This is a genomic window from Streptomyces albidicamelliae (genome assembly GCF_025642175.1).
Lineage (GTDB): Bacteria > Actinomycetota > Actinomycetes > Streptomycetales > Streptomycetaceae > Streptomyces > Streptomyces albidocamelliae.
The window spans coordinates 7,372,617-7,385,460 of sequence record NZ_CP106795.1 but is presented as its reverse complement, the minus strand read 5'-3'; the positions used below and the strand labels follow the sequence as shown (position 1 = coordinate 7,385,460).

The following is a 12,844-nucleotide window of genomic DNA, read 5'->3' as shown; positions in this document are numbered from 1 at the left end:
TCAGCGCAGGGCCGCCGCCATGCGCCGTACCCCCTCGGTGAGGATCTCGGGCGAGGTCGCGAGGTTGAGACGGGCGTGGCCCGCGCCGCCGGTGCCGAAGGGGATGCCGGAGCTGAGGGCCACCCGGCCCCGGTCCAGGAACGTCCGTGCCGGGTCGTCACCCAGGCCGAGGGCACGGCAGTCGAGCCAGGCCAGGTAGGTGGCCTCCGCGGGGTCGTAGCGGACGCCGGGCAGATGGTCGGCGAGCAGGTCGCGGAGCAGGAGCCGGTTGGCGCGGAGCCCGGCGAGCACGGCGTCGAGCCAGCCGGTGGCGTCGCGCAGGGCGGCGGTGTGCGCGATGACGCCCAGGTGGCTGGGGCCGTGCCCGACCTCCTCGGGCATGCGGTGCAGGTCGTCGGCGGCTCCGGGCCCGGCGAGCGCGAGGGCGGCCTTGAGGCCCGCCAGGTTCCAGCCCTTGCTGGCCGACATCAGGGACAGGCCGCGTTCGGCGCCCGGGACGCTGAGGTAGGGCACGAAGGCGACACCGGGGTCGACGAGCGGCGCGTGGATCTCGTCCGCGACGACGCGGACGCCGTACCGTTCCGCGAGACCGGCGACGGCCGCCAGTTCACCGGCGGTGTGCACGGTGCCGGTGGGGTTGTGCGGACTGCACAGCAGGTACGCGGCGCGTCCCCCGCCGGCCGTCACCTCCTTGAAGGTCTCCTCCAGGGAGGCGAGGTCGATGCGCAGACCGGCCCCGAGCGGATCCTCCACCACCCGGCGGTCCATATGGGTGATGAACTGGTAGAACGGTGGATAGACGGGCGAGTTGACGACGACCGGATCGCCGGGGCCGGTGACCAGCCGGAGCATCTCCACCACTCCGAGCATGACGTCCGGCACGATCGAGGTGCGCTCCACGCAGACGTCGTACCAGTTCCAGCGGTCGGCGGCGAACGCGGCCAGGGCCTCGGCGTAGGCGGTGCCGGCGGGGTAGCCGGTGTCGCCGAGGGCGAGCGCGTCGGTGACGGCGCGGACGACGGGTCCGGCGAGCGGGACGTCCATCTCGGCCACCCACAGGGGCAGCACGTCCTCGGGATAGGTGCGCCACTTCATGCTCGTACGACGTCGCAGCCGCTCCAGGTCGAGGGCGCGCAGCGGGTCCGGTTCGCCGGGTGTGACGTGCGGGATGCTGGTCATGGGGCCCAAGATAGGGGGCGCTGCGGGCGGCGGGAACGCGGACACGGGGGCGGTTCCCGGTCCGTTCGCCGTCCGGTGGGCACCGGTCGTACCAGGACCCCGCCGGTGACGCGGGGCGGGGTCCGCGTGCGGAAACGCCGGGTCGTGCGGCGGAGATCAACTCGGGCGTCTAGATTGCGTCTTGCACGGTGCACCGCGCGCGTCGGGCGACCCGCCGGGCGGGGCACCGGACACCTCGTCAGGCATCTTCTCAGGCATCCCCGGCATCCAGGAGCTGACCCACGTGACCGAGAACCCGGCAGCCACCAACGACGTCGCCGCGTCGCTGCGCGCCCGCATCAACACCGGCCAGCCGCACACCGCCCGGATCTGGAACTACTGGCTCGGCGGCAAGGACAACTACGAGGTCGACCGCGCCGCCGGTGACCAGATACGCCAACTGCACCCGGGCATAGGCGAGTACGCGCGCGCGGACCGGCTGTTCCTCGGCCGCGCGGTGCGGCACCTGGTGTCCGAGGTGGGCATCCGGCAGTTCCTGGACATCGGCACCGGGCTGCCCACCGCCGACAACACGCACGAGGTCGCCCAGCGCGTCGCGCCGGAGTCCCGCATCGTGTACGTCGACAACGACCCGCTCGTGCTCGCCCACGCCCGGGCCCTGCTGACGAGCACGCCCGAGGGCCGCACCGACTACCTCGACGAGGACCTGCGCAACGTCGACGCGATCGTCGAACACGCCGCGAAGACGCTGGACTTCAGCGAGCCGATCGCGCTGATCCTGCTCGGCGTGGTCATCTTCATCGGCGACCAGGAGGACCCGTACGGTCTGGTGCGGCAGCTGACGGACCGGCTGCCCGCGGGCAGCCACCTGGTGCTGTCCCACACCATCACCAGCCCGTCCATGCCGGACGTGGACGAGGCGGTGAAGTTCTGGAACGAGCACGGCACCCCGAAGCTGACCCAGCGCACCCCCGAGGACGTGACCCGGTTCTTCGACGGCCTGGAACTGCTGGAGCCGGGCGTGGTGTCCTGCTCGCGCTGGCGCCCGGAGGACACCGCCCAGGGCGAGCCGGAGGAGGTCGCCATGTTCGGCGGGGTGGCGCGCAAGAACTGACCGCCGCCGGTGAACGCCGCCGCCGCCCGCGCCGTATGGAGGAACGGGCACTCGACGACCCGAGTGCCCCGCGGTGCCGGTACGGGCATCGCCCCACCTGGTTCGGTTTCGGGAGCCCTGCATGCGGCACGCACGACGACGGGTCGTCCGGCGAGTGACACGGCTGGCGGCGGTCGGCGGACTCCTCCTGGGGGGCGCCATGGTCACCCAGGCCGCCATGGCGAGCGAGACACCCCCGGCCACCACCGGGGCGCTCCGCTCCGCCGCCGGCGCCGGGGACCCGGGTGACGCACTCGTGGCGCGGCTCGGCACCGCGCGGACGGCGGGCAGCTGGATCGGCGCGGACGGGCGGCCCGTCGTGGCGGTGACCGACGACGCGGCGGCGCGGGCGGTCCGGCAGGCGGGGGCCACGGCGAAGGTCGTCCCCCGCAGCATGGACGAGCTCAAGTCGGCGACGGCCACGCTGCGTTCGGCACCGCGTGTGGTCGGCACGGCCTGGGCGGTGGACTACCGCACCAACCGGGTCGTGGTGCGGGCGGACAGCACGGTGTCGGCCGGCGACTGGTCGCGGATGACGCAGGTGGCCGCGGGAATAGGCGGCTTCGTGCACATGGAACGCACGAAGGGTGCGTTCACCACGCGGCTGAACGGCGCCCTGCCGATCCTGTCGACCGGTGGCCGCTGCTCGGCGGGGTTCAACGTCACCAACGGCCAGCGCGACTTCATCCTGACGGCCGGCCACTGCGGGCCCGCCGGATCCACCTGGTTCGCCGACAACCAGGGTGACCAGCAGCTCGGCCAGACCGTCGACAGCGCCTTCCCGGGCACCGACTTCTCCCTCGTGCAGTACGCCTCCGGAAAGGCCGGGGCGGGTGCCGACGTCGTCTCGGTCGGCGGCGGCAAGGGCGTGCGGATCACCGGGGCAGCCGATCCGGCCGTGGGACAGCGGGTGTTCCGCAGCGGCAGCACCAGCGGACTGCGCGACGGCCAGGTCACCGGACTGAACGCGACCGTCAACTACCCGGAGGGGACGGTCACCGGACTCATCGAGACCGACGTGTGCGCCGAACCGGGCGACAGCGGCGGCCCCCTGTTCTCCGAGGGCATCGCGCTCGGTGTGACGTCCGGCGGCAACGGGGACTGCAAGACCGGCGGGACGACGTTCTTCCAGCCGGTGACCAAGGCGATGACGACCCTCGGGGTACGGCTGATCGTGTCGGCCCAGAACGCGGGCGGCGCCCAGGGCACACCGCCCTCGGGCGCGCCGTCGGCGCCCGCCGCCCAGGGCGGGATGGCGCCCAACGCGGCCTCGCCGGGTTCCTCGGCACCGGTCACGGGCACGTCGGAGGGCAGCACCCTGCTGGCACGGCTCACGGACACACGGAACGTCGGTCCGGGCCTGCTGGTCGTCGCGGGCAGTCTGATCGCTCTGGTCGCGACCCGGTACATCCGCTCGGAGCAGGACCGCAAGGCGTACCAGCGGTACTACTCGGCGACTTGGGGCTGACCGGCCGGCGGGAGCGGACCGGGCGCACGGCACGCGGCCTTCACGGGGCGCCGTGCGCGGTTCGGGCGGGCTTCGGGACGGCTGCGCCGTGCGAGGGCCCGGAGGGAGAACGAGAAGGGCACCCGTGCGCTCACGGGTGCCCGGGACGGTGCGGCGCGACGGGCGCCGGGTCGGTCAGGCCGCGCGGTGCGGCCGTGCCTGCGGGGCCGCGGCGGCCCACTCCAACACGAGGCGCTGGTACTCCGCGCGCTGCTCGGTCGTCAGTGTCCCGCCCGACCGGAGCCACAGGGCCCGGATCTCCTCGTTGACCTCCGCGGCCGATCGCTCGGTGACGGCTTCAACAGTGGTGGACATGCTGTGAAGCATATGCCGCCGGAGGTGAAGGCGCTGTGAGTAAGCCCACCGGATACGGACATATCGGACCGTGTTACTCATCACGTCAATGAGTCCGTCACGGACGGGAGTTCACTTTTCCCTCCCGCCGGGCACCAGGACCTGGATCGCCAACACGGCCGCGCCACGCGCCCAGTCGTGGAAGTCGGAGACCCTGGTCTCCAGGTCGACCGGGGCGGCGAGCGGATGGCGGTGGGCGCGGACGGTCTCCCGGACCGTGTTCCCCGCCACATCCATCAGTCCGACCCCCTCGCCGGCCAGCAGGATCTTCTGCGGCATCGCGACGTTGGCGATCTGCGCGACGAGCGTGCCGAGCGCCCGGGCGGCCTCGCCGATCACCCGGGAGGCCATGGGTTCGCCCGCTCCGGCACCCGCGAGGATGTCCTCGTAGCGGGCGTCCGTGCCGGTCCCGGGGACGGTGAGCAAGGACACAGTACTGCCCCGGGCGCCGTCGGGGGTGAGCGGGCCGGAGGGGTCGAGGATCCAGTACCGGCCGAAGCCCCGGTCCTCCTCCTCGAAGGGCACCCGCGTGCCGCCGAGCACCAGCCCGTGGCCGAGGCCGGCGCCGATGGTCAGGACCGCGAACCGGTCGAGTCCCCGGCCCGCGCCGAACCAGGTCTCCGCCTCCACCAGGGCGGCCACGTCGTTCTCGACGACGACGGGCAGGCCGGTGCGCTCCTGGAGCAGCGCGGCGAAGGGCACGTCCCGCCAGCCCAGGAAGGCCGACTCCGCCACCACCGCGCGCTCGCGCACCCGGCCGCCCACACCCCATGTCACCGATCTGCTGCCCGAGCGAGCCGAGCGGCTCGCCGCCGCGCAGGGCCTCGCGGGCACCTTCCCGTCGTACGCGGCCATGCTGGAGTCGGCGGCGGTCGACGCGGTCGCGATCTTCACCCAGCGCTGGACGCACGGCCCGCTGGTCCTCGCGGCGCTGAACGCCGGCAAGCACGTGTACTCCGCCGTCCCCATGGCGATCACCACGAACGAGATACGGGCGATCATCGACGCGGTCCGGTCGACCGCATCGCGCCCGAGCTGCGGGCGGCCTTCACCTCGGGGTCGGCGCCGGTGCACGACCGCTCCCGGCTGCCGCGCGTCTTCGACGGGCTGCACAACGGGCACGAGGGCAGCCACCACTTGGGTGGCCGCCCGCTACACCCTGCCGGGCATCGTCGCGCACGAGTCGGCACGGCAGGGTGGGGTCCGGCTGGCGATCCCCGACTTCGGGGACGCCCCCGGGGCGTGAGGGCTCAGGTGCCCGGCTTGCGGCCGTAGACGAAGACGTCGTCGCCGTTCTTCAGCAGCGACCAGTACTTCTTGGCGGTCGTGGTGGTCATGTTGACGCAGCCGTGCGAGCCCGGCGGGTTCCACATGCTCAGACTCACCGAGTGGAAGGCCTGGCCGCCGTCGAAGAACTGGCTGTAGGGCATCGGCACGTTGTAGATGTTCGACACGTGGTCGATGTCCCGCCAGTAGATCTTCTTCAGACCGGTGCGGGTCTCGTAGCCGTCGCGTCCGGTGCGCACCGGCACCGGGCCGTAGACGAGCTTCTTGCCGTCCTGGATCCAGCTGAGCTGGAGCGTGAGGTTCACGCAGGCGATACGGCCCTTGTTCACCGGGCACTTGCCGTCCTTGTTCGGATTGCTCCCGACGGCCTTCTGCTTGTTCATCAGGTCCATCACGCCCCAGGTGACGGACCCGGCGTAGCCGATGTTGGGCGTGATGCCGTGCTTGGTCTGGAAGGCCTGCGTCGCCTTGCAGTCGGCGGCGGACTGCTTGCCGTCGACCGGGCGGCCGAGGAACTTCTCGACCTGCTTCTGGTACGGCCCCGCCTGCGTGGTGCAGCTCGCGGCCTGCGCCGGTGCCGCGGTGAAGGCGAGGGCGAGCGGCGCCACCAGCCCCGTGACGCCCAGCACGACGGCACCTCGTCTGCGTATGTCCCCCATGATGGGTACTTCCTCTTCTCCCCGGCGCCCCGGGGCCTCCCCCGGGTGTCTCCCTGCGCGATTCCCGCGACCTCGGACTACTAGACCCGCCGGGGGCGGCCATGGTTGTGCGAGTGGCCGGGCTGTGACAAAACGGTGAACTTCGCCGCCCGGCCGGACGGTGACACGGGTGGCCGGCGGGACCCGACACGGTCCAGTTGTCGCTGATTGGACCGGGTGCGCGGCCGGCCGGTCGTCCTACGCTGCGGCACATGCACCCCGCACTCGCCGGCGATCTCTCCCGGCTCCCCGAACTCCTGCAGGACGCCTGCGACTTCGCCGCCGGCGAGCTGACCGGTCTGGCCGAGCGCCCGGTCGCCGCCACCGGCCGGGCGCCCGGGCGTGCCCCGCTTCCGGCCGAGGGCGCCGGGGCCGAGGCCGCCCTGACCCGGTTCGCCGAGCGGTGGGCGCCGGGCTTCTCCGGTTCGGCCGGCCCCCGTTATCTGGGCTTCGTCACCGGCGGCGCCACCCCCGCGTCGGTCGCGGGTGACTGGCTGACGTCCGCCCTCGACCAGAACCTGTCGGGCGCGGGCGGCTCGTGGGCTGGGGAGCTGGAACGGGAGACGGTGGACTGGCTGCGCGACCTGTTCGGTCTGGGCGACGCGCACGGCGGGGCGTTCGTGACGGGCGCCACCATGTCGAACACGGTCGGCCTCGCGATCGCGCGGGAGTGGATCGGCGAGCGGCTGGGCGTGGACGTCTCCCGGCAGGGCGCGGCCGCGCTGGGCCCGGTCGACGTCTACTCCGGCAGCCCGCACTCCAGCATCACCAAGGCGATGTCCGTGCTCGGCATCGGCCGCGACCGGCTGCGCCCGGTGCCGCTGCTGCCCGGCGGCCGGGAGGCCGTCGACGTCGGCGCGCTGGAGGCCGCGCTCGCCGGGCGGGACGGCCGGCCCGCGATCGTCGTCGCCAACGCGGGCACCGTGAACACCGTCGACTTCGACGATCTGCGGGCGATCGCCGCCCTGAAGGAGCGGTACGGCTTCTGGCTGCACGTCGACGCGGCGTTCGGCGCCTTCGCCGCGCTGTCCCCCGAGCACGCCGCGCTCGTCGACGGTCTCGACGCCGCCGACTCGGTCTGCGTGGACCTGCACAAGTGGCTCAACGTGCCCTATGACGCGGCCGTGCAGTTCACCCGCCGCCCCGATCTGCAGGTGGCGGTGTTCCACAACGCCTCCCCCTACCTCGGCCTGCCCACCGGCGAGCCCGACTTCCTGCACCTGACCCCGGAGAACTCGCGGCGGCTGCGCGCCCTTCCGGCGTGGTTCTCGCTGGTTGCCTACGGCCGCGCGGGGCACCGGGAGATCGTCGAGCGGAACGTGGCGCTGGCCCGCCGCCTCGGCGCGGGCATCGACGCCCTGCCCGGTCTGCGGCTGCTGGCGCCGGTCCGGCTCAACGTCGTCTGCTTCACCCTCGCCGGGGATCCGTCGCAGGAGCGGGTCGACGCGCTGGCCCGGGCGGTCGCCGCCTCCGGGGAGGCGTACGTGACGCCCACGGTGTACGGCGGGGTGCCCGGACTGCGGGCCGCGTTCAGCAACTGGCGCACCACCCAGGCCGACACCGACCGCGTGCTGGAGGCGCTGGCGGCCGCCGCCGGGTGACGTCCGGGGCCCCGGGCGCGCTCAGGGGGTGGGCCGTACGGCGGTGCGGAAGCCGGTGTTGACCGCGGTCAGGCCGCCGTCGACGACCAGACTGGTGCCGGTGATCCAGGCGGCGTCACGGGAGGCGAGGAAGGCGACGGCCGCGGCGATGTCCTCGGGCTCGCCGACCCGGCCGAGCGGGTACAGACCGCGGACGGCGGCGAGGTCGTCGTCGCGCCCCTCCCACGCCGAGGTGCGGACCGTGCCCGGCACCACCAGGTTGACCCGCACCCCGCGGGTGGCCGCGTGCCCGGCGAGGGTCCGGGTGAGGGAGCCGAGGCCGGCCTTGGCCGCGCTGTAGCCGTGGTTGCCGAAGTCCTGCAGGCCGTTGACCGACCCGATGCTCACGATCGCCCCGCGGCCGGAGGCGGCGAGGTGGGGCAGCGCCGCCCGGCAGCAGCGGTGGGCACCGGTGAGGGTGACGTCGAGGTCGCGGGCCCAGGCGTCGTCGGGGTCGTCCTCGAACAGCGGGACGTCCGGGGTGCAGTGGGCGGCACAGTTGACCAGCACGTCGAGGGAGCCGAAGGCGGCCACGGCGCGGGCGACGGCCGCCTCCACGGAGCCGCGGTCGGCGACGTCGCAGGCATACGCCTCGACGGTGAGGCCCTGCCGGCCGAGCGCGGTGGCGGTGCGCTCGGCCTCCGGCAGGTCCCGGTCGGTGACCAGGACCCGGCCGCCCTCCTCGGCGAGCCGCCGGGCGACGGCGGCGCCGATGCCGCGGGCGGCGCCCGTGACGAGAACTCCGTGTCCCGCGAAGCGGGTGTGATCGGTCATGGGGCGACCGTACGGCCCCGGAGGGCGCCGTATCACGGGAACCGGTGGACCCCGCGGCTCACCGGTATCCGGTGACGTCGGCCGGCTTGCCCGCGTCCTGCACCTCGACCAGGTACCGCCAGGCGTCGGGGCGGCTGCCGTCGAGGTCGGTGAAGCCGTAGACCCGCGCCAGCCCGCCGCTGGAGAGCGACCGGCCGTTGAAGCGGGCCACGTCGGGGTCGGCGGCGAGCGCGGCGACGGCGCGGCCGGTGAAGCGCGGGGTCTCGGAGACCGCGAAGTGCGGTTCGCGGTCGAGGGCGTCGCGCCAGTTGTCCTCCCGGACGCCGAACGCCTCGAGCATGATCTCCGAGCGCATCCAGCCCGGTGTCAGTGCCACGGCCGTGGCGCCGCGCGGGCCGAGCTCGTGGCCGAGGGCGAAGGCCATGCGCAGCACGGAGGCCTTGGCGAGGTCGTAGAAGAAGTTCACGCGGTAGGTGTCGCGGTTGTACTCGGCGGTGCCGTCGGTGACCTCCACGACCAGTCCGCCGGGCCGGCGCAGCAGCAGCGGCAGGGCGTGGTGGCTGGTGATGGCGTGGGTCTCCACGGCGAGACGGAGCAGCCGGAGCCCGTTGTCGAGGTCGTGCTCCCAGACGGGGGTGTCCCACGCGAAGAGCTTCTCGCCGCCCCAGATGTCGTTGACGAGGACGTCGAGCCGGCCCTGCTCATCCGCGATGCGGTCCACCAGGGCCCGTACGGCGGACTTGTCCAGATGGTCGACGGGTACGGCGATGCCCCGTCCGCCGGCCGCGGTGACGAGGTCGGCGGTGTCCTCGATCGTCTCGGGGCGGTCGTACTCCGAGCGGCGGGCGCGGGTGCTGCGGCCGGTGACGTAGACGGTGGCGCCGGCCGCGCCGAGTTCGACGGCGATGCCCCGGCCCGCGCCCCGGGTCGCCCCGGCGACCAGCGCCACCTTGCCCTGTGGTTCGTCCGACATGTCCGGCCTTCCGTGCGGTGCGACTGCTGTCGTCCTCCACTGTCGCGGGAAAGCCGGACATCTCCTGTCGTCTTTTCCAGCGGGTCTAGTGACCGCGCTTGATCCACTCCTCCAGGTGGGGGGCCTCGGCGCCGATCGTGGTGGGATCGCCGTGGCCGGTGAGGACCTTGGTCTCCGGTGGCAGGGTGAGGAGGCGGTCGCGGATGGAGTCGATGATCGTCGGGAAGTGGGAGAAGGAACGTCCGGTGGCGCCCGGGCCGCCCTGGAAGAGGGTGTCGCCGGTGAAGACGGTGCCGAGGCCGGGGTCGTACAGGCAGACGGCGCCCGGCGCGTGCCCGGGAGTGTGCAGGACGGTCAGGTCCGCGCCCGCGGTCTCCAGGACCTGGCCGTCGGCGAGGTGCCGGTCGGGCTCGCGGTCCGGGTGGGTCATCCGCCACAGCGGCAGGTCGTCGGGGTGCAGCCAGATGGTGGCGCCCGTGAGGTCGGCGAGGGCGGGGGCCGCGTCGATGTGGTCGTTGTGCGCGTGGGTGCACACGATGGCGGACAGGCGCCGGTCGTCGACGGCACGGGCGATCGCCTCGGCGTCGTGGGCGGCGTCGATGACGATCACCTCCCGTTCGTCGCCGACGATCCACACGTTGTTCTCGACGTCCCAGGTGCCGCCGTCCAGGCTGAATTGGCCGGAGGTGACGAGGCGTTCGATGCGGACGGTCATCAGAGGACCACCACCGAGCGCAGCACGTCGCCCTGGTGCATCCGCTCGAACGCCTTCTCCACCTCGTCCAGTTGGATCGTCTCGGTGACGAACGCGTCCAGCGGGAGCCGGCCCTGCAGGTGCAGGTCGATGAGCATGGGGAAGTCACGGCTGGGCAGGCAGTCGCCGTACCAGGAGGACTTCAGGGAGCCGCCGCGGCCGAACACGTCGAGCAGCGGGAGTTCGAGCTTCATCTCGGGCGTCGGGACGCCGACGAGGACGACGGTGCCGGCGAGGTCGCGGGCGTAGAAGGCCTGCTTGTACGTCTCGGGGCGGCCGACGGCCTCGATGACGACGTCGGCGCCGAAGCCCCCGGTGAGTTCGCGGATCGCCTCGACCGGGTCCGTGTCGCTGGAGTTGACGGTGTGGGTGGCGCCCAGCGTGCGGGCCTTCTCCAGCTTGCGGTCGTCGATGTCCACGGCGATGATCCGGGCCGCGCCGGCCAGGTACGACCCGGCGACGGCCGCGTCGCCGACGCCACCGCAGCCGATGACGGCGACGGAGTCGCCGCGGCCGACCCCGCCGGTGTTGATGGCTGCGCCGATGCCGGCCATCACGCCGCAGCCCAGCAGTCCGGCGACGGCAGGGGAGACGGCCGGGTCGACCTTGGTGCACTGTCCGGCGGCCACCAGCGTCTTCTCGGCGAACGCGCCGATGCCGAGGGCCGGGGAGAGTTCCTGGCCGGTGGCGGCGAGCGTCATCTTCTGCGCGGCGTTGTGGGTGTTGAAGCAGTACCAGGGGCGGCCGCGCAGACAGGCCCGGCAGGCGCCGCAGACGGCACGCCAGTTGAGGACGACGAAGTCCCCGGGCGCCACGTCGGTGACGCCGTCGCCGACCGACTCCACGACACCGGCGGCCTCGTGGCCGAGCAGGAAGGGGAAGTCGTCGGAGATGCCGCCCTGCTTGTAGTGCAGGTCGGTGTGGCACACGCCGCAGGCCTGGACCTGTACGACGGCTTCGCCGGGCCCGGGGTCCGGCACCACGATCGTCTCGACCCGTACGGGCTCGTCCTTCCCCGGTGCGATCACGCCGCGTACTTCCTGCGCCATGGCCTGGCCCCTTCCTTCGACATGCCTACCCGCCGACCCTACGCGCTGTCGATCGGCGGGCGGGACGGACCACGACGACGAACGTGGATCTTTCCGGTGACCGGCTCCCGAGCGCCCCTTCCACCGGCCGCCCCGGATCACGAACCCGGGGCGGACCACCCGGCGTTCGCGCCCCCGTGCGGGCGGAAACGGCGAGGGCCGCCCCGGTCGGGACGGCCCTGCTGCCCGGGTGCGGGCTCAGTGGATGGGGATGGCCGACGCCAGGCCGAGCACGGGCGCGGCGGGGGCGAGAACCTGCTCCACCTGGTTCAGCTGGTTCAGCTCCTGGAGGTGGTTGAACGCCTGGAGCTGCTGGGAGACCCGCGGGATCTTGGCCTGGTCCTGCGCGGGCATGCCGCTGACGGCCAGCGAGTCCAGCGTGTTCACCGCGCCGAGCTTGTCGACCAGCGGGGCGCCGCCGGCCGCGTTCGCCGACGATGCGGCGAGGCCGGTGATTCCGGCGGCCAGGGCGACCGCGGCGGCGATGCGTCGTGTTGAGATCATGCCTTGAGCAACGGTTCGGGGGCCCGACCGGACACGGGCGGCGGGCCGCGCTCACCCGTGAGGCGGAGCCCCCGTTCTGCGCTTGCCGAGGCCGCCGGGCCGGAGGAGTCTCGGAGGTGAGGCCCGCGCGGCTCGTTCCTCATCGGGCCGCGGGCGCCTGAAGGAGGTCACCATGGGCACCGCGACAGGCCGCGCCTTCGACGCCGAGACGTTGCGCCGGGGCATCGAAGGGAACACCGGTAACACTCTTCTGTCCCTCTACGCCGACGACGCGGAGATCCGTATCGTCGACCACAACCACCAGCCGAGCGAGCCCACCGTGCTGCGGGGCCGGGGCCAGATCGCCGAGTTGCTGGACGACATCTACAGCCGCGACATGACGCACAAGCTGGAGCAGTGCGTCGTGCAGGGCGACCACGCCGCGTTCAGCGAGTCCTGCCAGTACGGGGACGGCACCCGGGTCATCGCCGAGTCGATGGTCACCCTGCGCGACGGCAAGATCACGAACCAGCTGCTCATCCAGGCCTGGGACGAGTAGGAACGGCCCGGCATGGCAGGCGGCGCGAGGAGGAACGCCAGGGTCCAGGTCAGCACGCGGCTGACCTGGACCCTGTCGGCGCGGGCGGTGCTCGGCCGGGTGCCCCGCACCCGCACGCGGTGGGGAGCGCCCGCCCTCACGGTGCGGCTGCCGGTGTCGACCGCCCTGGTCCGGTCGGTGCTGGCAGGCATGCGCTCACGTCCTTCGCTGCCGCGTGGCCCGAGGGGACGGCGGACCCGGCCGCGCTGAGCGACGTGCGGATCCCCTGGTCACCTGTTCGGTTACGCTGTAGCCGGCCGTGACTGGCGCTGAGGTGGAGAACCACCGGGGAGCGGCCTTCGGTGGATGCCGCGCGCCTGGGCGAGGAGAGTCGATCCAGCTCAGGAGTGTGCAGC

Annotated in this window: 13 protein-coding genes, 2 pseudogenes and 1 riboswitch; of the genes and pseudogenes, 6 read left to right on the top strand and 9 right to left on the bottom strand. The window is 73.1% G+C overall.

Annotation, left to right across the window (positions count from 1 at the left end; all coding sequences use genetic code 11):
- Positions 1-1,179 (bottom strand): MalY/PatB family protein, encoded by a 1,179-nt coding sequence (locus N8I86_RS33490; protein WP_263279482.1) that lies wholly within the window; start codon positions 1,177-1,179, stop codon positions 1-3.
- 283 nt (positions 1,180-1,462) lie between these two features.
- On the opposite strand from N8I86_RS33490, the gene N8I86_RS33485 reads away from it, so the two are divergent.
- Both N8I86_RS33485 and N8I86_RS33480 read left to right on the top strand, forming a co-directional pair.
- Positions 1,463-2,293, top strand: a complete 831-nt coding sequence (locus N8I86_RS33485) for an SAM-dependent methyltransferase (protein ID WP_123440630.1) — start codon at positions 1,463-1,465, stop codon at positions 2,291-2,293.
- 121 nt (positions 2,294-2,414) lie between these two features.
- Positions 2,415-3,800, top strand: coding sequence for a S1 family peptidase (locus N8I86_RS33480; RefSeq protein WP_263279481.1), 1,386 nt, complete (start codon positions 2,415-2,417; stop codon positions 3,798-3,800).
- Positions 3,801-3,974: 174 nt separating this feature from the next.
- Here the strand turns inward: N8I86_RS33480 and N8I86_RS33475 are convergent, their stop codons facing one another.
- Positions 3,975-4,166, bottom strand: a complete 192-nt coding sequence (locus tag N8I86_RS33475) for a hypothetical protein (protein WP_073890881.1) — start codon at positions 4,164-4,166, stop codon at positions 3,975-3,977.
- A gap of 99 nt (positions 4,167-4,265) precedes the next feature.
- Positions 4,266-4,961: pseudogene (locus N8I86_RS33470) on the bottom strand (ROK family protein); the annotation flags it as partial.
- Between the two features lies 1 nt (position 4,962).
- On the opposite strand from N8I86_RS33470, the pseudogene N8I86_RS33465 reads away from it, so the two are divergent.
- Positions 4,963-5,439, top strand: a pseudogene (locus N8I86_RS33465) (Gfo/Idh/MocA family oxidoreductase); the annotation flags it as partial.
- Between the two features lie 4 nt (positions 5,440-5,443).
- Here the strand turns inward: N8I86_RS33465 and N8I86_RS33460 are convergent.
- The gene (locus N8I86_RS33460) at positions 5,444-6,139 is read right to left on the bottom strand and encodes a L,D-transpeptidase (RefSeq protein WP_263279480.1); all 696 of its coding nucleotides are present in this window, start codon (positions 6,137-6,139) and stop codon (positions 5,444-5,446) included.
- Between the two features lie 251 nt (positions 6,140-6,390).
- On the opposite strand from N8I86_RS33460, the gene N8I86_RS33455 reads away from it, so the two are divergent.
- Positions 6,391-7,779 (top strand): pyridoxal phosphate-dependent decarboxylase family protein, encoded by a 1,389-nt coding sequence (locus tag N8I86_RS33455; RefSeq protein WP_263279479.1) that lies wholly within the window; start codon positions 6,391-6,393, stop codon positions 7,777-7,779.
- Between the two features lie 21 nt (positions 7,780-7,800).
- Here N8I86_RS33455 and N8I86_RS33450 read toward each other — a convergent pair whose 3' ends face one another.
- The 5 genes from N8I86_RS33450 to N8I86_RS33430 all read right to left on the bottom strand — a co-directional run bounded on the left by N8I86_RS33450 (position 7,801) and on the right by N8I86_RS33430 (position 11,911).
- Positions 7,801-8,592 carry an SDR family NAD(P)-dependent oxidoreductase gene (locus N8I86_RS33450; protein ID WP_263279478.1) on the bottom strand — a complete coding sequence of 264 codons (792 nt, stop codon included), beginning with the start codon at positions 8,590-8,592 and terminating at the stop codon, positions 7,801-7,803.
- A 58-nt stretch (positions 8,593-8,650) separates the two neighbouring features.
- Positions 8,651-9,565 carry an SDR family oxidoreductase gene (locus N8I86_RS33445; RefSeq protein WP_123440626.1) on the bottom strand — a complete coding sequence of 305 codons (915 nt, stop codon included), beginning with the start codon at positions 9,563-9,565 and terminating at the stop codon, positions 8,651-8,653.
- 85 nt (positions 9,566-9,650) lie between these two features.
- Positions 9,651-10,280 (bottom strand): MBL fold metallo-hydrolase, encoded by a 630-nt coding sequence (locus tag N8I86_RS33440; RefSeq protein WP_073890890.1) that lies wholly within the window; start codon positions 10,278-10,280, stop codon positions 9,651-9,653.
- A complete protein-coding gene (locus tag N8I86_RS33435) occupies positions 10,280-11,368 on the bottom strand; it encodes an S-(hydroxymethyl)mycothiol dehydrogenase (RefSeq protein WP_123440624.1) in 1,089 nt (362 codons plus the stop codon). The genes N8I86_RS33440 and N8I86_RS33435 overlap by 1 nt, the downstream gene beginning before the upstream one ends.
- Positions 11,369-11,605: 237 nt before the next feature.
- Positions 11,606-11,911, bottom strand: a complete 306-nt coding sequence (locus tag N8I86_RS33430; protein ID WP_073890893.1) for a hypothetical protein — start codon at positions 11,909-11,911, stop codon at positions 11,606-11,608.
- 172 nt (positions 11,912-12,083) lie between these two features.
- Between N8I86_RS33430 and N8I86_RS33425 the strand changes: the two genes are divergently transcribed.
- Both N8I86_RS33425 and N8I86_RS33420 read left to right on the top strand, forming a co-directional pair.
- Entirely contained in the window at positions 12,084-12,449 is a 366-nt protein-coding gene (locus N8I86_RS33425) for a nuclear transport factor 2 family protein (RefSeq protein WP_073890895.1), read from the top strand.
- Between the two features lie 12 nt (positions 12,450-12,461).
- Positions 12,462-12,698, top strand: a complete 237-nt coding sequence (locus N8I86_RS33420) for a hypothetical protein (RefSeq protein WP_263279477.1) — start codon at positions 12,462-12,464, stop codon at positions 12,696-12,698.
- A gap of 39 nt (positions 12,699-12,737) precedes the next feature.
- Positions 12,738-12,818, top strand: a riboswitch (ZMP/ZTP riboswitch).
- The last annotated feature ends 26 nt before the right edge of the window (positions 12,819-12,844 follow it).

What these genes read in the sequence shown, in the direction of transcription:
- N8I86_RS33490 (WP_263279482.1), bottom strand. Translation starts at nt 1,179, where the DNA reads ATGACCAGCATCCCGCACGTCACACCCGGCGAACCGGACCCGCTGCGC.
- N8I86_RS33480 (WP_263279481.1), top strand. Translation starts at nt 2,415, where the DNA reads ATGCGGCACGCACGACGACGGGTCGTCCGGCGAGTGACACGGCTGGCG.
- N8I86_RS33475 (WP_073890881.1), bottom strand. Translation starts at nt 4,166, where the DNA reads ATGCTTCACAGCATGTCCACCACTGTTGAAGCCGTCACCGAGCGATCG.
- N8I86_RS33460 (WP_263279480.1), bottom strand. Translation starts at nt 6,139, where the DNA reads ATGGGGGACATACGCAGACGAGGTGCCGTCGTGCTGGGCGTCACGGGG.
- N8I86_RS33455 (WP_263279479.1), top strand. Translation starts at nt 6,391, where the DNA reads ATGCACCCCGCACTCGCCGGCGATCTCTCCCGGCTCCCCGAACTCCTG.
- N8I86_RS33450 (WP_263279478.1), bottom strand. Translation starts at nt 8,592, where the DNA reads ATGACCGATCACACCCGCTTCGCGGGACACGGAGTTCTCGTCACGGGC.
- N8I86_RS33445 (WP_123440626.1), bottom strand. Translation starts at nt 9,565, where the DNA reads ATGTCGGACGAACCACAGGGCAAGGTGGCGCTGGTCGCCGGGGCGACC.
- N8I86_RS33440 (WP_073890890.1), bottom strand. Translation starts at nt 10,280, where the DNA reads ATGACCGTCCGCATCGAACGCCTCGTCACCTCCGGCCAATTCAGCCTG.
- N8I86_RS33435 (WP_123440624.1), bottom strand. Translation starts at nt 11,368, where the DNA reads ATGGCGCAGGAAGTACGCGGCGTGATCGCACCGGGGAAGGACGAGCCC.
- N8I86_RS33430 (WP_073890893.1), bottom strand. Translation starts at nt 11,911, where the DNA reads ATGATCTCAACACGACGCATCGCCGCCGCGGTCGCCCTGGCCGCCGGA.
- N8I86_RS33425 (WP_073890895.1), top strand. Translation starts at nt 12,084, where the DNA reads ATGGGCACCGCGACAGGCCGCGCCTTCGACGCCGAGACGTTGCGCCGG.
- N8I86_RS33420 (WP_263279477.1), top strand. Translation starts at nt 12,462, where the DNA reads ATGGCAGGCGGCGCGAGGAGGAACGCCAGGGTCCAGGTCAGCACGCGG.